14 protein-coding genes are annotated in these 16,660 nt (G+C 58.3%); 9 read left to right on the top strand and 5 right to left on the bottom strand.

The genetic code is table 11. The features are described from left to right. The first annotated feature begins 34 nt into the window (after nucleotides 1–34). From BSF40_RS21990 to BSF40_RS21980, 3 genes are all read left to right on the top strand, one after another. Nucleotides 35–1,090, top strand: a complete 1,056-nt coding sequence (locus BSF40_RS21990) for a tetratricopeptide repeat protein (RefSeq protein ID WP_095966725.1) — start codon at nucleotides 35–37, stop codon at nucleotides 1,088–1,090. A 111-nt stretch (nucleotides 1,091–1,201) separates the two neighbouring features. Then, entirely contained in the window at nucleotides 1,202–2,704 is a 1,503-nt protein-coding gene (locus BSF40_RS21985; RefSeq protein WP_095966724.1) for an ATPase domain-containing protein, read from the top strand. Further along, complete coding sequence (locus BSF40_RS21980; RefSeq protein WP_095966723.1) at nucleotides 2,701–4,371, top strand: response regulator; 1,671 nt, start codon at nucleotides 2,701–2,703, stop codon at nucleotides 4,369–4,371. Before BSF40_RS21985 ends, BSF40_RS21980 begins: the two co-directional genes overlap by 4 nt. Before the next feature lie 4 nt (nucleotides 4,372–4,375). Here BSF40_RS21980 and BSF40_RS21975 read toward each other — a convergent pair whose 3' ends face one another. The 5 genes from BSF40_RS21975 to BSF40_RS21955 form a co-directional block, all read right to left on the bottom strand. Continuing rightward, nucleotides 4,376–4,753, bottom strand: coding sequence for a response regulator (locus BSF40_RS21975; protein WP_007970583.1), 378 nt, complete (start codon nucleotides 4,751–4,753; stop codon nucleotides 4,376–4,378). Between the two features lie 77 nt (nucleotides 4,754–4,830). After that, nucleotides 4,831–6,012 carry a hybrid sensor histidine kinase/response regulator gene (locus tag BSF40_RS21970; RefSeq protein ID WP_095966722.1) on the bottom strand — a complete coding sequence of 394 codons (1,182 nt, stop codon included), beginning with the start codon at nucleotides 6,010–6,012 and terminating at the stop codon, nucleotides 4,831–4,833. Continuing rightward, on the bottom strand, nucleotides 6,006–6,599 hold the full coding sequence (locus tag BSF40_RS21965) for a chemotaxis protein CheB (protein WP_095966721.1): 594 nt from the start codon (nucleotides 6,597–6,599) through the stop codon (nucleotides 6,006–6,008). Before BSF40_RS21965 ends, BSF40_RS21970 begins: the two co-directional genes overlap by 7 nt. Next, nucleotides 6,596–7,411, bottom strand: coding sequence for a protein-glutamate O-methyltransferase CheR (locus tag BSF40_RS21960; protein ID WP_095966720.1), 816 nt, complete (start codon nucleotides 7,409–7,411; stop codon nucleotides 6,596–6,598). Before BSF40_RS21960 ends, BSF40_RS21965 begins: the two co-directional genes overlap by 4 nt. Continuing rightward, nucleotides 7,411–10,902 carry a response regulator gene (locus BSF40_RS21955; RefSeq protein WP_095966719.1) on the bottom strand — a complete coding sequence of 1,164 codons (3,492 nt, stop codon included), beginning with the start codon at nucleotides 10,900–10,902 and terminating at the stop codon, nucleotides 7,411–7,413. Before BSF40_RS21955 ends, BSF40_RS21960 begins: the two co-directional genes overlap by 1 nt. Nucleotides 10,903–11,159: 257 nt before the next feature. Between BSF40_RS21955 and BSF40_RS21950 the strand changes: the two genes are divergently transcribed. From BSF40_RS21950 to BSF40_RS21925, 6 genes are all read left to right on the top strand, one after another. Then, nucleotides 11,160–11,522, top strand: a complete 363-nt coding sequence (locus tag BSF40_RS21950) for a response regulator (protein ID WP_095966718.1) — start codon at nucleotides 11,160–11,162, stop codon at nucleotides 11,520–11,522. Between the two features lie 74 nt (nucleotides 11,523–11,596). Further along, the gene (locus tag BSF40_RS21945) at nucleotides 11,597–12,892 is read left to right on the top strand and encodes a glycosyltransferase (RefSeq protein ID WP_095966717.1); all 1,296 of its coding nucleotides are present in this window, start codon (nucleotides 11,597–11,599) and stop codon (nucleotides 12,890–12,892) included. A gap of 212 nt (nucleotides 12,893–13,104) precedes the next feature. After that, nucleotides 13,105–13,980, top strand: a complete 876-nt coding sequence (locus tag BSF40_RS21940; protein WP_095966716.1) for a phospholipase — start codon at nucleotides 13,105–13,107, stop codon at nucleotides 13,978–13,980. Nucleotides 13,981–14,157: 177 nt separating this feature from the next. Continuing rightward, complete coding sequence (locus BSF40_RS21935; RefSeq protein WP_095966715.1) at nucleotides 14,158–15,036, top strand: phospholipase; 879 nt, start codon at nucleotides 14,158–14,160, stop codon at nucleotides 15,034–15,036. Nucleotides 15,037–15,144: 108 nt separating this feature from the next. Next, nucleotides 15,145–16,050, top strand: a complete 906-nt coding sequence (locus tag BSF40_RS21930) for an AraC family transcriptional regulator (protein WP_095966714.1) — start codon at nucleotides 15,145–15,147, stop codon at nucleotides 16,048–16,050. Nucleotides 16,051–16,145: 95 nt separating this feature from the next. Continuing rightward, nucleotides 16,146–16,565, top strand: a complete 420-nt coding sequence (locus tag BSF40_RS21925; RefSeq protein WP_095966713.1) for a hypothetical protein — start codon at nucleotides 16,146–16,148, stop codon at nucleotides 16,563–16,565. Nucleotides 16,566–16,660: the final 95 nt, after the last annotated feature.

Genomic DNA, 16,660 nt, shown 5'->3' with positions numbered 1-16,660 from the left:
CTTTTGCTGATGCCTCATCTCCCGGATTTTTTGCATGTCCCAGTCCCGCCGCTATCTGTTTATCAGCCTCTTCGCCCTGCTCGTCATCGGCCTTGCATGGTTTTCCCTGCGCGATACCACCCCGGTGGTTCCCGAAGCCATCAAGCACGGTTACAGCGAAGCGCTGGCAGCGGCCCGGGGCGGTCAACCAGGTGCTGCGCGGGTGCTCTATCAGCAGTTGAAGCGTCCGGACCTGTCCCCCAAGCGCCGTGTCTGGTTGCATGCCGAGCTGCCCAATTATCCAAGCTCGGTGGCCCTGAAACTGGCGGATGCCGACTTGCAGAACGAGTCGCCCGAAGTGCGTATCGCCGCGATCAGGAGCGTCAGCGCCCTGGTACCGAACGGCCAGCGCAGTCTTTTGCTGGGGCCATTGCTCGACGACAGCGAACAGAGCGTGCGGCTGGCGGCAATCAATGCGCTGCTGGGGTTGTCCCCGGACGAACTCGGCCTGTATTTCGGGCCGCTGGAGCAAGCCATCGATGCCTGGGAGCTGGTGCTCAAGAGCGAGCCGCAAAGCGCCGAAAACCAATATCAGCTGGCCCGGCTGCACCTGCACAACGCCGAACTCAAGCAAGCGCAACAGGCGCTGGACAATACCCTGCGCCTGGCGCCGGACAACCTGCCGGCGCTGGTGCTGCAAATCGAAGTGCTGGACAAACAGGGCCAGAACGACGCCGCCCGGCAACTATTGGCCAGGCAACTGCAGGCACAGCCCAACTCGGCGTATCTGCAACATGCCCTGGGGCTCTGGCTACTGCATCACGACCAAAGCGAATTCGCCCTGCTCGGCCTGTCCAAGGCCGTTGAGCTTGAGCCGGATAACCGGGATTACCGCTACGACCTGGCGACCACGTTGCGCGGTGAGCAGGAACTCGAAGCGGCGCAGATACAGTTGCAGGAAATCGTTCAGCGCCATCCGAACGATCGCAAGGCACGGGTGCTGCTGATCAACTACTGGAAGGAAAGCGGGCAGCTGCAAAACGTGCAGATCCTGACCGCACAGCTCGAACAGATGAACCCTGATGATCCGTCGTTGCAGCAGGGGCTCTGAATACAAAAAAGGTTGAACGCTCGTCCGGGCCAGGGGTCAAGTGAAAAGGCAGCCCGTTGCGGCTCTTGCAAGTGGCTGCCTCATTGTTCCTGGCCACAAGAGGACTCTTATTTGTCTCTAATCAACGAATTGAACCGTACCAAGGCGGCCACCGGTATCGAAGGCCTTGACGATATCCTCGATGGAGGATTGTCCCGCGGTCATGTGTTTCTACTGGAAGGCGAACCGGGAACCGGCAAGACTACCGTGGCGCTGCACTTCCTGTTGGCCGGCGCGCAAGCCGGCGAGCGCTCGTTGTACATCACGCTGTCCGAAACCGAACGCGAGCTGCGCCAGGGCGCCTTGTCCCATGGTTGGGAGATGGACGACAACGTCCACATCTTCGAGCTGACGCCTCCGGAAAACCTGCTCAATGCCGAACAGCAGCAGACGCTGCTGTATTCCTCCGACCTTGAACTGGGCGAGGCCACCCGGCAGATTTTCGAAGTGGTCGAGCGGGTCAAACCGACCCGCGTCGTCCTGGACAGCCTTTCCGAAATTCGCCTGCTGGCACAAAGCTCGCTGCGTTATCGTCGGCAGATTCTGGCCATCAAACATTATTTCGTGCGTTATGACGCCACGGTCTTGCTGCTCGACGACTTGACCACCGAGTCACTGGACAAGACCGTGCACAGCGTCGCCCACGGCGTGATTCGCCTGGAAGAGTTGACGCCCAATTACGGTGCCGAGCGACGGCGCGTGCGCGTGGTGAAGTACCGCGGCCAGAAATACCGGGGCGGCTTTCATGACTTCACCATCGCCAGCGACGGCGTGCATGTATTTCCGCGTCTGGTGGCCGCCGAACATCGCGGTCAGTACCTGCGCCAGCAATTGACCAGTGGCATCCGGGAAATGGATGCGCTGCTGGGCGGCGGTATCGAAACCGGTTCCAGCACTTTGATTCTCGGTCCGGCCGGGACCGGCAAATCACTGATCTCAATGGTGTTCGCCGCCGCGGCGGTGGCCCGGGGTGAAAAAGCCGCGCTGTTCATCTTCGATGAAGAGCTGGGGTTGCTGTACGAGCGCATGAAGAACATCGGCATCGATTTGCAGGCCCTGCAAGACAGCGGCAATCTGCTGGTCGAACAGGTGGACGCCGCCGAGCTGTCTCCCGGCGAGTTCTCCCACCGGGTCCGGCGCTGTGTCGACGAAGGCAATATCAAAACCGTGGTGATCGACAGCATCAATGGCTATCAGGCGGCAATGCCGGAAGAGAACGCCCTGGTGCTGCACATGCACGAGTTGTTGCTGTACCTCAATCGAAAAGGCGCCGCGACCTTCATGACGGTGGCCCAGCATGGCCTGGTCGGCGACATGCAGGCCCCGGTCGACATCACCTACCTGGCCGATACGGTGATCTTGCTGCGTTACTTCGAGGCCCTGGGCAAGGTACGCCGGGCCATTTCGATCATCAAGAAACGCACCGGCAGCCATGAATCGACCATCCGTGAATACCGCATCAGCGCCCAGGGCATGACCATCGGTGAACCGCTGGAAGCCTTCCAGGGCGTACTGCGCGGGGTGCCCACCTATCTCGGGGCCAGCAACCCCTTGCTTGCGGAAGATATCCGGTGACCGCGCTGCTGGCGACACCCGAGCGCACCCTCATCCTTGCGCCGCGAGGGCGTGACAGCCAGATTGCCTTGATGATGCTCAACGAAGCCGGGTTTCACGGGGTGATCAGCCAGGACCTGCCAGGGCTGTGCGCCGAGTTGGAACTCGGTGCCGGCCTGCTGCTGATTTCCAGCGAAGCGCTGCTGGGTCGTGATCTCGAACCGCTGATCCGGCTGATTGAACAACAGCCCGCGTGGTCGGACCTGCCGATCGTGTTGATGACCCACCATGGTGGCCCGCAACAGAATCCGGCATCCCGTTTCGGTCCGCAATTGGGCAATGTCACCTTCCTCGAACGGCCCTTTCACCCGATCACACTGATCAGTCTGGTCACCACCGCCTTGCGCGGACGGCGACGACAGTACGAGGCCAGGGATCGGCTGATCGACCTGAGCCAGAGTGAATTGCGCCTGCAAAACACCCTCGAAACCCTTGAACAGCAGGTGGAAGAGCGCACCGCGCAACTGCGTCACAACGAAGAGGCGCTGCGCCAGTCGCAGAAAATGGAAGCCGTCGGCCAGCTCACCGGCGGTATCGCCCATGACTTCAACAACATGCTGACCGGCATCATCGGCAGCCTGGAATTGTTGCGTCGACGCCTGGCCCGAGGCCGTACCGAAGATCTGGACAGCCTGATCGACCTGGGGGTGACCTCGGCCAACCGCGCGGCCGCCCTGACTCACCGCCTGCTGGCGTTTTCCCGCCGCCAGTCGCTGGATTCCAAACCCGTGGAAATGAACGCCCTGGTGATCTCCATGGATGAACTGCTGCAACGCAGCATCAACGAAAGCATTCGCCTGGACATGCAACTCGATGAACAACTGTGGGTGGCCGAAGCCGACCCCAATCAACTGGAAAGCGCCCTGCTCAACCTGGTGATCAACGCCCGCGATGCCATGCCCAATGGCGGCAGGCTGGTGGTCTCTACCTCGAACCGGCACCTTGACGAGGACTTTGCTCAGTCCCAGAGCAATCTCGATGCCGGTGACTACGTCGTGCTCAGCGTCACCGACACCGGTTGCGGCATGGCGCAAAGCATCGTCAACCGCGCCTTTGACCCCTTCTTCACCACCAAGCCCATCGGCCAGGGCACCGGGCTGGGTTTGTCGATGATCTATGGCTTCAGCAAGCAGTCAGGCGGTCATGTCGTCATCCACAGCGTAGTCGGCGAAGGCACCACGGTGAGTCTGTTTCTGCCACGCTTCGGGGGTGATCTGCCTCAGGAGCATCCGGTCAATGTCGGACACTCGCCCTTCGCCAACAATGGCGAGACGGTATTGATCGTCGAGGACGATCCGGCGGTACGAGTGCTGGTCAGCACGGTGTTGAGCGACCTGGGTTATGACTTCGTCGAAGCCTGTGATGGCGATAGCGCGGTGCCGATACTCGATTCGGCCCAGCGCATCGACCTGCTGATCAGCGATGTCGGCCTGCCCGGCATGAACGGCCGGCAACTGGCGGAAATCGGCCGGCAGCTGCGGCCCGATCTCAGGGTGCTGTTCATCACCGGCTACGCCGAGCACGCCGCCGTGCGCGGCGGGTTCCTCGATCCGGGCATGCAGATGATCACCAAGCCGTTCACCTTCGACCTGTTGACGGCGAAGGTGCGGGAGATGATCAGCGCCTGAATGCTTACGAAAGCATGTCCTGCATCAGTTCCTGCAACTTATCCAGATCGAATGGCTTGTCCAGGATCGGCGCCTTGCGCGTGATCGGGCTGTCGGTCTCGCGGATTTCCTGGGCATAGCCGCTGATGAAGATCACCTTGAGTTCCGGTCGCAGCTTCACGGCGGGTTCGGCGATCTGCACGCCGGAGATTCCACCGGGCAGGCGGAAGTCGGTGATCATCATGTCCAGGTGGGGTTTGCTCGCCAGGATTTCAAAAGCCTGTTCGCCGTTTTCGGCCTGCAATACGCGATAACCCTCGCCCGACAGGTAAGCGGACAGCACCATCAGAATCGAGGGATCGTCCTCGACAACGAGTACTACGTCTTGTGCATCTTCGCTCATGGGAAGCCTTTGTTCGGTCAATTGCTGCTGATACGACCGTGGGGTCGATCAGAGGTTGCGTTTATCTGGCTGTTTTCCTACAGCGGCAGACAAACGCGAAACAAGGCGCCCTCGCCAATCCGGCTCTGGACGGTAATTGTACCGCCATGGGCGGTCACGATCTGTTCTGAAATAAACAATCCCAGACCCAGTCCGGCGACGGCCTGCCTGGCCGATACGCGCTCGAACTGCTGGAATATGCGCGTCTGGTTTTCTTCGCTGATCCCGATCCCCTGGTCGCGCACGTCTACCAGCGCCAGGCCTCCTTCACTGTATACCTTCACCGAGACCGGGCTCTTGGCCCCGTAGCGCAAGGCATTGGTCAACAGGTTGGATATGACCTGTTCAATACGAAATTCATCCCAGTTTCCGATCACCGGTTGCTCGGCATCGAGGCTGACCGACGTCTCGGCGGCGTCGATCTGCCGGGAAAAGTTGTGCAGCAAATCGCGAACCAGCGTCGAAAGATCGAACCGTGTCGGTCGGATCGACAGCTTGCCGGTGCGAATGCGCGAGACATCGAGCATATCCTCGATCAGGCGAATGAGGCTTTTGATCTGCCGCTCGTCGCGGTCGACCATGGCGTGCATCTTGTCCAGGGTGAAGGCGGCGGCGTTGTCCCGGGCCAGGTGCATCTTGCGCAGCTGGGTTTCAAGGATCAGGCCGTTGAGCGGCGTGCGCACTTCGTGGGCGACGATGGACATGAAGTCATCGCGCATGCGCACCGCCTGCTCCAGTTCCAGCTGGGTGTTCTGCAGTTGCTCGAGCAGGGCTTCCTGTTCGCGGCGACTTTGCTCAAGGGCCAGCACTTGTTCCTTCATCGCCTTGCTCTGGCGATACAGGTCGACGAACACATTGACCTTGCTCTTGACCGCGTGGATGTCCAGTGGTTTGTGCAGGAAGTCCACGGCGCCGCTTTCATAGCCTTTGAACGCGTAGTTCATTTCACGCCCGGCGGCGCTGACAAAAACGATCGGGATGTTCTTGGTTTTTTCGGTGCCGCGCATCAACTCCGCCAGTTCGAAGCCATTCATGCCAGGCATCTGCACATCGAGGATGGCCATGGCGAATTCGTGCTGCAACAGCAGTGACAAGGCTTCGTCGGCGGACAGCGCCTTGTACACAATCCGGTCTTCACGCCTGATCAGCGCTTCGAGCGCCAGCAGATTTTCCGGCAGATCGTCCACGATCAGCAGTTTGGCCTGGATATTACTCAGCATGCGATTCGTTCCATCTCGACAAGCAGACGGCCGATGCCGCGTACAGAAAGTATGTGGTCTGGCCGGTGCATATCCAGCGCAGCCCGGGGCATGGTGGCGACCTGAGCCTCTTGCGGGTCTTGCACGATGGTGATGCCACCGCGCTGTTTGACCTGGGCCAGCCCGTGCGCGCCATCGCGGTTGGCGCCTGTGAGCAAGACTGCAACGAGCCCGGCGCCGTAGGCATCGGCAGCCGATTCGAACAGGTAATCGATGGCGGGACGCGAATGATGCACTCGAGGCTCCAGGCTCAGGGAAAAGCTGCGGTCCCGCTCCACCGACAGGTGATAACCGGGCGCAGCGAAATACAGCGTGCCGGCCTCGACCGAGGTCTTGTCGCACGCCTCCAGCACCGGCATGGCCACCCGGCGGGCAAACACATCCGCCAGCTGGCTGCGGCGTTCGTCCGGCAGGTGCAGCACGACAATGATCGGCAACGCAAAACCTTCGCGCAGCGGGCCGAGGATGTTCAACAGCGCCTCAACGCCACCGGCGGAGGCTCCGATCACGATCGCTTCGATAGCTGGCAGGCTCGTTGCACTGTTCATGTTTTTCTATAGATCCGTTCTTGTTTGACCAACGGCTCGAACTGATCGCCAAAAGTCGAGAAATCCGGGGTTTCCTTGCTGCCCAACACCAGGAATCCGCGATGACAGAGGGACTCATGAAACAGTCCGAACGCTCGATCCTGAAGCTTTTTATTAAAATAAATCAATACGTTACGACATGAAATTAATTGAGTTTCGGAGAACACACTGTCCGTCGCCAGGCTGTGATCGGCGAAGGTCACGTTTTCGCGCAGTGTCTTGTCGAAAATCGCGTACCCATAGGCCGCCGTATAGTAGTCGGCAAATGAACACTGGCCACCGGCCTGCTGGTAATTAGCAGTGTAGGCACGGACGTTCTCCATCGAGAAAATCCCTTGCTTGGCTTTTTCCAGAGAGCGCGGATTGATGTCGGTCGCGTAGATGATGGTACGGTCGAGCAAGCCCTCTTCGCGCAACAGAATGGCCATCGAATACACCTCTTCCCCCGTACTGCATCCGGCGATCCAGATCTTGATCGAGGGGTAGGTTCGCAGCAGCGGCACCACTTCCTTGCGGATGGCCAGGAAGTGCGAGGGGTCACGAAACATCTCGCTGACAGGAATGGTCAGCAACTGCAGCAGTTGCATGAAAGCGGCCGGATCGTGCAGGACCTTTTCCTGCAGCGCCGAGATGGTCTGGCACTCGAACTGACTCAACGCATGATTGACCCGACGCTTGATCGACGCGCCGGAGTAATCGCGAAAATCGTAGCTGTACTTGAGGTAAATCGCCTCGATCAACAGGCGCAATTCGATTTCGCTGCTTCGCTCCACTAGATGCGTTCCATCTTCGGCAACCACACGCGAATCAGCGAAAACAGGCGGTCCAGGTCGATGGGCTTGGCCAGGTAATCGTTGGCGCCGGCTTGCAGGCAGCGCTCCTGATCGTCCTTCATGGCCTTGGCCGTCACCGCGATGATCGGCAATTTGCGCCAACGCGGGACCTTGCGGATTTCAACGGTGGCTTCAAAGCCATCCATCTGCGGCATCATCACGTCCATCAACACCAGATCGATGTCCTCCACTTCATTGAGTCGTTCAATCGCTTCCCGGCCATTACGACCAATGACCACGACTGCGCCCTTTTGCTCCAGCGCGCTGGTGAGGGCGAAAATGTTGCGCACATCGTCATCCACCAGCAGCACCTTGCGTCCTTCGAAGACCCGGTCGCGACTGCGGGCGACCTTGAGCATCTTCTGCCGGTCATGGGACAACTGCGATTCGACTTTGTGCAGAAAAAGTGTCACCTCGTCCAAAAGCCGCTCTGGCGAACGCGCGCCCTTGATGATGATCGAACGCGAATACTTGCGCAGTTCAGCCTCTTCATCGCGGGTCAGGTTGCGCCCGGTATAGACGATGACGGGTGGAAAGGAGCAGATGTCTTCGGTGGACATGCGCTTGAGCAGGTCGTTGCCGAGCATGTCAGGCAGCTTGAGGTCGATGATCATGCAATCGAAGACCGACGCGCGCAGCAGGTCCAGTGCCTCCTGCGCCAGGCCAACGGCGGTGATCTCTATGTCATCGTCGCCGATCAGGCGGGCAATGCTGTCGCGCTGCAGGTCGTCGTCCTCGACCAGCAGTACACGTTTGACCTTCTGGGTCAGCTTGGCCTCCAGGCGCGCAAATACGTCCTTGAGTTCCTCGCGGGTGGTGGGTTTGACCGCATAGCCAATGGCGCCCATGTGCATCGCCGCTTCGACCCGGTCCTCGACCGAAATCACATGCACCGGGATGTGCCGGGTTTCGGCGTGCTCCTTCAGGCGTTGCAGCACGGTCAGGCCGGAATGATCCGGAAGCCGCATGTCCAGCAGGATCGCGTCGGGGATGAAGGCCTTGGCCAGGTCGTAGCCTTCGTCGGCGCCATGGGCCACCAGGCACTGATAACCCAGCTCATGGGCAAGATCGTAGAGGATGTGCGCAAAGTTCGACTCGTCCTCCACCACCAGAATGCAGCGGCTGGTGAACGGCCCCTTGTGGCGATCGTCGTCGAAACGCGCAATGTCGACTTCGGCCACCAATGGCGACAACGTGGGCGGCACTGCATTCGGTACAGCCGCCACCGCAACGGCCCGCATCGGTTCGACAGGCACCTCGCCCGGTTCCACGTACTGCTGCGGCATGACCAGGGTAAACACACTGCCCTGCCCCGGTTTGCTGGTCACGCTGATGGTACCGCCGAGCAGCGCGGCCAGATCGCGGGAGATCGACAAGCCCAGCCCGGTACCGCCGTAGCGCCGATTGGTGGTGCCATCGGCCTGACGGAAGGCTTCGAAAATGCTGTCGTGTTGATCCGCCTCGATGCCGATCCCCGAATCGCGGATGCTGAACGCGATGCCGTCATTCGGCGCCGCAGCGACGGACAGGCTGACACTGCCGCTTTCAGTGAACTTCACGGCGTTGGACAACAGGTTCTTGAGCACTTGCTCCAGGCGCTGGCGGTCGGTGAACAGCATCGGCGGCGCGCCGTCCAGCAAGTCCACCTGGAAATCCAGGTGCTTGTCCATGGCCAACGGCTGGAACAGGCCCCGCAGGCCATCGACCAGGCGTGCCACGCTGGTGTTCTCCGGACGGATTTCCAGCTTGCCGGCCTCGACTTTGGAGATGTCCAGAATGTCGTTGATCAGATTGAGCAAGTCATTGCCGGCGGAATAGATCGACTCGGCGAACTTCACTTGCTCGGCCGTGAGGTTTTCTTCCGGGTTTTCCGCCAGCAGCTTGGCCAGGATCAACGAACTGTTGAGCGGCGTGCGCAGCTCGTGGGACATGTTGGCGAGGAATTCGGACTTGTACTTGCTCGAACGCTGCAATTCCAACGCGCGCTCTTCGAGCTGGATCTGCGCCTGATTGAGTTCGGAGTTCTTCAGGTCCATGGCGTCGCGTTGCTCAGCCAGCACTTGTGCCTGCTCGGCGAGTTGTTCGTTGGTCTGCTCCAGCTCCACCTGCTGGGTTTCCAGGTGCGCCTGGGACTCCTTGAGCACCCGCGACTGTTCTTCGAGCTCCTCGTTGGTGGTCTTGAGCTCTTCCTGCTGCACCTGCAACTCTTCATTGAGCTGTTGGGTTTCGGCCAACACTTCCTGCAAGCGCTGGCGATAGCGTGCGGCCTCGATGGACGTGCCGATGTTGCCGGCAATCAATTCCAGCAACGCGACATCGCGGTCATCCAGCGGACGCAGGAAACCCAACTCGATCACACCATTGACCCGGTCGTCGTCGCTGGTCGGTACCACCAGCACACTGCGCGGCAAACCGTCACCGAGGCCGGAGCTGACCTTGAAATAATCCCCCGGTACCTCGTCCAGGCGAATCAGCCGCGCCTGCTGCGCCACCTGACCGACAATGCCTTCATCGCTGTAAATCTGCTGCTCGCGCTCTTCCTGTTCGCGGGAAAAACCGTAGCTGGCGATGCGTCTGAGACCGCCGTGGTCTTCCCGAACATAGATCGCCGCCACGGCGGTACCGAGGTACTGCGCGCAAAACTGCAGGATGTTGCGACCCAGCAGGTTCAGGCTCAACTGTCCCAGCACCTGCTCAGCGAGCTCGGTCTGGCCGTTGCGCAACCAGGCCTGTTGCTCCAGGCGCTGGGCACTGGCTTGCTGGGCTGCGAGACTGACGCTGTAGCTTTGTGAAAGGCTGAGCAAATCGCGACGCCCGACATACGCCAGCAAACCACTGACGCCGGCAATGAACAACAGATAGAGGCTGATACTCCAGACAGTGGTGCGCCGCACCTCTTCATTGCGCGTGGTGCGCAACTGTTGTTCGGAGTCGATCACCTCCTCGAACTGCGTGCGAATTTCATCGGTCAGGCGTTTGCCCCGCCCGGCCTTCACCACCGAGCGATAATCACCGCTGCTGCGCTGCAAATCGATCAACGATTGCGCATAGCTGGCCCACTCCTGTTGCAACGCCTGCAAACGCAGCAAGCGGTCGGTCTGCACCGGGTTGTCGGCGGTCAGCTCGAGCAAGGTGTTGAGGGCCACGGCAATCCGCGGCTTGGCGGTTTCGTAAGGGTCGAGGAAGTGCTCGTCGCCACTGAGCAGGAAACCGCGCATCCCGGTCTCCAGGTCCACGGTCAGCTTGACCGCTTCATTGGCGTTATTGATCACCCGGTCGGTGTGTTCCACCCACTGGATCGTCGACAGCAGATAGGTGATCAGCGAAACGAAGAACACCGCGCTGATAAGGCCCAGCCCCAACGGCAGGCTGATATTGCGGCTCAGGAGTTTACGAAATCGTTGCTCATCAACCGAGGACGCAGAGGTCATGGGGCAGGCCTTGTCGAACTGTCAGAATGCAAGGAGTTTGCCCCAAAACTGGCACATGGATCCATTTTTCTGACATGTTTTCGCGCATAGGCCTACATTGCGCTGCGCCCACGCTAAACGGCGGGTTATCCTTGCTGATCTGCGTTGCATGCTTTTTTGCGCCACCTCGGGAACTTGTCTGGATCTGCCACTTACTGATGCTAGAGGCCGGTGATTTCCAGCGACCGGCAATGCCAAACTTATTCAGGAAGTCGACTATGTCATCCGCCAACGCCTACACCATCCTCGTCGTCGAAGACGATGCCATCGTGCGCATGCTGATTGTCGACGTACTGGAGGAGCTGGAGTTCAAGGTGCTGGAGGCTGACGGCAGCGTGCAGGCGCTGGAGACGCTCGGGGACTCGAAGCAACGCATTGACCTGATGATGACGGATGTCGGCCTGCCGATCATGGATGGTCGCGAGCTGGCCAAAGAAGCACGTGTCTTGCGTCCTGCCCTGCCCATTCTGTTTGCCAGCGGTTATGCCGAAAGCATCGACGTCCCCCCCGACATGCACGTGATCGGCAAACCCTTCTCCATTGATCAGTTGCGCGACAAGGTCAAAGGCATTCTCGGGTGACCTGGCGATCCACTGTGGTTTAATGCGCGCCGTTTTTGTCCCTGCCCTGTCTTCGCTTCAAGGAAATTCCGTACATGATTGAGCCCCGCGCAACCAAAGTCCTGGTCATTGGTTACGTCTGGCCCGAGCCCCGCTCTTCGGCGGCCAGCGGGCATGTCATGCAGATTCTCGAGGTCTTCCTGGAGCAAGGCTGGGAGATCACCTTCAGCAGCCCGGCAGGTTTCGGAGAACAGCGCGCAGACCTGACGGCGCTGGGTATTCGTGAAGTCCCCATCGAGCTGAACAACAGCAGTTTTGACACCTTCATCAGTGAACTGGCGCCGGACATCGTGTTGTTCGATCAATTCATGATGGAGGAACAGTTCGGTTGGCGGGTCGAGAAGTATTGTCCCGATGCGTTGCGCGTGCTGGAAAGTTGCGACTTGCAAAGCCTCAGGCAGGGTCGGCATCAACGCCTCAAGGAGCGCTTGAAGGCCAGCGAGGACAACAATGACTTCAGCGGCCTGTTCGCCCCGGCGTCGCGTGAAGAGTTTGAACACATGGCCAATACCGATCTGGCCAAGCGCGAAATCGCCTCGTTTTATCGTTGTGATTTGACGCTGATGGTTTCCGAAGTGGAAATCGAATTGCTGGTCGAGCAGTTCAGAATTCCGCGCAACTTGCTGCACTGGTGCCCATTGATGGTCGATCTTCCGGCCGGCGCGCCAGTAGGGTATGAAGATCGCGCGCATTTCCTGCACATCGGCAACTTTCGCCATGCGCCCAACTGGGATGCGGTGCTCTGGTTGAAAACCGCGATCTGGCCGCTGATTCGCGCGCAACTGCCTGATGCGCAGTTGCACATCTATGGCGCGTACACCCCGCCCAAGGCCACTGCCCTGCACAACGCGGCACAGGGCTTTCATGTACTTAACTGGGCAGAAGATGCCTTGCAGGTGATGTCCAAGACGCGGGTGTGCCTGGCACCGCTGCGCTTCGGTGCCGGCATCAAAGGCAAGATCGTCGATGCGATGCTCTGTGGAACACCCAATGTCACCACGCCAGTGGGCGCGGAAGCCATGCACGATCAAGAGCCCTGGCCCGGTGCCATAACCCGTACGGCGCGCGAATTCGCCGACAGCGCCGTGCGGCTTTATCAGGACAAGGCGCAGTGGCTTGTCGCCCAGGCCCAGGCCCGTCACCTACTGAGCAGCCGCTACCCGCAGTCCACCCATGGCCCTGCGTTGATCGAAAAGCTGATCGAATGCCAGAGGTATCTGCCACAGATCAGGCGCGATAACTTTACCGGCAGCATGTTGCGCCATCATCAACACAAAAGTACCCAGTACATGGCGCAATGGATCGAGGAAAAAAATCGCAATCAAGCATAAATTTTGTAGCGCTCGTCCACATCCCCATCAAAACGCCGACAGGATACTCACTGAATTCCGTCGGCGTTTTGCATTTCAGGGTGGCTAACCTATTCAAGGCACTGCGACGCTGTAGATAAGTAACACCCCTCCCTTTGTCACTCCGGATAGTTTCGGGCTGCCTGGAACCTGAAGCCTTCAGGTTGCCAGTGCATTCAGACAAAGGAACAACCATGACAGTCAAAAAAACGGAATTTATCTACAAACAGAACTGGATGAGCAACATCCTCGACGTAGACAGATTAAAACTCACCGATATTGTCTGGCCCTGCACCCATAACGCCGGCATGGACAAAAAAGCACCTGATTTTGATGATGTGACCGGTAACTGGACCACTTGCCAGAGCGATTCATTTGCCTGGCAACTGGCCAATGGCGCACGGGCCTTGGATATTCGCCTCGAATACGCGGAAGATCCGCAAGCGGTTTTTTACTTTCAGCACAGTGGCCATCGCTCGGGTCGGGTACTGGACGAATTGATCGAGGCAGTGCTGTCGTTTCTTGATCGCAACCCGGATGAATTCCTCGTACTGGACTTTCATGAACTCAGGGATGGCGGCAAGCCTTTCGATTATAAGAAGCTCAACGAGCAACTGGTGCGGCGACTCGGGATGCGGGTCATACTTCCTGCCAACAGGCATGCCACCGTGGGCGAACTCAAGCGCTCCAGTACAAGTCGGCGAATTGTCATGGCAGCGCAGTTCAGGCCTGGTCTGGACGATAACTGTTTCTGGCCGCGCATCCCCCACAAATGGCGCGACAGTACATTCACCGGTTCCGGCGATCTGCGGACCTATATTGCGAAAACCCTGGAAGATGCGCCTTACGACACATTTTTTTGGTCATTGTCGGCCACTGCGTACACGCTATTTGGCGGACCAAGGAATATCAAAGAAAAGATCAACGACTGGTTCAATACCACCGGAGACTGGGTGACGCGTTGCAGCATCATCAATACCGACTTTTTCGACACATCTGAAATTGTCCGTTACTGCTGGAGTGCCAGCAGCATGAAGGCTGTTTACGGCCCCTCACTGCACAAGACATGATCGAGGCGAGAAACAATAAAGTGCGCAGGACCGGCACTCGCTGGCCTGCCGCTACCCAACATCCCGTATGAAGTTGATGATTGACCGCGCGCGTCCCACGACAAAATACTTGATCGCCTTCAATCAACACTACGTTGGCGCAACTTGTTATTCATCAATCAATGCAAGGACGCATTAATGAACAATACGACCCGAGACGATTACGCACTCAATAACTGGATGAGCGCTACACCGGCAATCGATAACCTCTCGCTTGGTGAACTTACACTACCCGGCACGCACAATGCAGGGTGCGACTGGCAAGCGAGCTATGCACTGATCCCCGGCGCGCACTGGCTGGCCTGCCAGCACGACTCGTTCGCAGCTCAACTGAACAACGGTTCACGCGCACTGGATTTACGACTGGACTTTGACGGCGCGGCCCCAGAGTTTGAAAAATTCCGATTCCAGCACAATGGCTATCGCTCATCTCGTAACCTGTTAGCTTTATTTGCTGCAGTGAATCTGTTTTTGCGCGATAACCCTGACGAGTTTGTGATTCTGGATTTTCATCAACTCAAGGACGGGCAACAATCGTTCGACTATGCACTCTTCAACGAGATGATGCTCCGTTATCTTGGCGAGAGAATAATCCCCACCGGCAATAGAGACCTGCCACTTGGCGAGCTAAAGAAAATCAGCGGCAAGCAACGAGTTCTGGTAGCGGCCCAACAACATCCGGAGTTAAATCCCGCCTGGTTCTGCGAGAAAGTCGAACACAAATGGAGCGGAATTGGCGACACAAATGTCAAGGAACTGGAGCAGCACATCACGAACGTGTTGAGGTCGCCACCTCCCCGTACCCGCTTGTGGTCACTGTCCGCCACAAGCTACTCAAAAGCTGGAGGCCCCGTCGATATCCATGATGAACTGGATAACTGGTTTGACCCTGCCACCCACAACCGAAGCGAAAGGTGCAACATTATCAATGTCGATTTCATGGAGGAGTCGCAGCTGGTTGCCTACTGCCGTAGCGCGAGCTTGATAAATGCCAGAAAAGCCAGAAAAATCAGATAATCCCGAAAGCCGAGAAGGCTCCTGTCAGGTTACGCGACATCGACAACTGGCATTAACCCCCCCACAAGAGGCATGATCAGGACGCGATAACAAGAAAAGTGTATCGACATGCCCCGTATTGCCAGAGTCACCGATCCTTCCTACGAATTGATGGACGACCACAACGGCTTGTCCATCATTTACCGCCAGCATGGTTTCCCCTGCCCGCTGGTGCGCTGGCATTTCCACAAGGAATACGAGCTGCACCTGATCGTCGCCAGCTCCGGCAAGGTGTTCATTGGCGACTACATCGGCAACTTCTATCCGCAAACCCTGTTCCTGACCGGTCCCAACCTGCCGCATAACTGGATCAGCCAGGTGGCCGAGGACGAAGTGGTGCCCAAGCGCGACATGCTGGTCAACTTCACCGACGAGTTGTTCGACAGCGGCTATCAAGTGTTCGCCGAGCTCAAGACCCTGGCACCCTTGCTGGAGCGCGCGCAATACGGCATCGAGTTTCGCAGCAAGCACACCATTGCCCAAGCCATGCAGTTGATGCAGCGTATTGCCGACACCAGCGGCATGACCCGGCTCGGGCACTTTTTCATCCTGCTCGAATTGCTCGCCGCCACCGACGACTACCAATTGCTCTCCGGCGCCACGACGCCGCAGTTGGCCGACGAGAACAACATCGATCGTACCAACCGTGCGGTGGATTACATCTTCGCCCATTACGGCCGGGAATTGCCGCTGGAAGAAGTCGCCGAACATCTGGGCATGAAGCCCACATATTTCAGCCGCGTATTCAAACAGGCCACCGGGCGCAATTTCATCGAATTCGTCAATCGCCTGCGCATCAGCAAGTCCTGCGAGTTGCTGGCCGATGGCAACAAACCGGTCACGGACGTGTGCTTCGAATCGGGCTTCAACAACATTTCCAACTTCAACCGGCGCTTCCAGCAGCTCAAGGGCATGACGCCTTCGCATTACCGGCGATTGGTGGTGCAGCGGCTGACCGAGCAAAACCAGGGATAGCCGCTGGTCGGAACTGGTAGTTTTGACAGTGGTTTGGCCGTGATGGGTTATCCATGCTTGCAGCACCCCAGCCATCCACATCGAGACCTCAGACCATGCGCCCCGATTCCTCGCAAGATTCCGTCACTCCAACAATCATCGACGAATACGCACGCTTCAACAAACCGGGAGAAACCCAACAGTGGACGGGCGAAGGTGAAATAAAACAGGATGACATCACCGAAGAGAACTGCTGGTTTTCAACCCGCGCCCGGCGGGATTTTGGGGAGCAACTTACGCCGTCGATTGACGTCCGGGTGCTGATCCGCCTCCGCGGTCTTTTTCCCGGCGAAACATTGATTGCTGAGCATCCCGCTGGTGTCCACGAGATCCAGGGGCTGCCTTTTCGTCAGCACAGTTCGTACCTGATTACAGGTGCAAAAGCCGATGCGGATGGAAAATTCTTCGTGCAGTTTAAATTGGCCACCGGACAAACCATGTCGATTGATTCAATCCATGTGCGAGCGCCCGTGTGAGCTGCAAAGCAAGGATTAGCATTTCAGCAACTCTCCATCAGTGCAAAATAGTATCAGCCAAAGTGCTGCCAACGCTTTGTCATCGTCCGTATTGA

The sequence above is a fragment of the Pseudomonas sp. ACN5 genome, from assembly GCF_002303975.1.
Taxonomy (GTDB): Bacteria; Pseudomonadota; Gammaproteobacteria; order Pseudomonadales; family Pseudomonadaceae; genus Aquipseudomonas; species Aquipseudomonas laurylsulfatiphila.
This window is presented reverse-complemented; position numbering and strand designations above follow the sequence as displayed.

Bases quoted from the DNA above. Each gene is read 5' to 3' on its own strand.
- BSF40_RS21990 (WP_095966725.1), top strand. From the start codon at position 35: ATGTCCCAGTCCCGCCGCTATCTGTTTATCAGCCTCTTCGCCCTGCTC.
- BSF40_RS21975 (WP_007970583.1), bottom strand. From the start codon at position 4,753: ATGAGCGAAGATGCACAAGACGTAGTACTCGTTGTCGAGGACGATCCC.
- BSF40_RS21970 (WP_095966722.1), bottom strand. From the start codon at position 6,012: ATGCTGAGTAATATCCAGGCCAAACTGCTGATCGTGGACGATCTGCCG.
- BSF40_RS21965 (WP_095966721.1), bottom strand. From the start codon at position 6,599: ATGAACAGTGCAACGAGCCTGCCAGCTATCGAAGCGATCGTGATCGGA.
- BSF40_RS21955 (WP_095966719.1), bottom strand. From the start codon at position 10,902: ATGACCTCTGCGTCCTCGGTTGATGAGCAACGATTTCGTAAACTCCTG.
- BSF40_RS21950 (WP_095966718.1), top strand. From the start codon at position 11,160: ATGTCATCCGCCAACGCCTACACCATCCTCGTCGTCGAAGACGATGCC.
- BSF40_RS21945 (WP_095966717.1), top strand. From the start codon at position 11,597: ATGATTGAGCCCCGCGCAACCAAAGTCCTGGTCATTGGTTACGTCTGG.
- BSF40_RS21940 (WP_095966716.1), top strand. From the start codon at position 13,105: ATGACAGTCAAAAAAACGGAATTTATCTACAAACAGAACTGGATGAGC.
- BSF40_RS21935 (WP_095966715.1), top strand. From the start codon at position 14,158: ATGAACAATACGACCCGAGACGATTACGCACTCAATAACTGGATGAGC.
- BSF40_RS21930 (WP_095966714.1), top strand. From the start codon at position 15,145: ATGCCCCGTATTGCCAGAGTCACCGATCCTTCCTACGAATTGATGGAC.
- BSF40_RS21925 (WP_095966713.1), top strand. From the start codon at position 16,146: ATGCGCCCCGATTCCTCGCAAGATTCCGTCACTCCAACAATCATCGAC.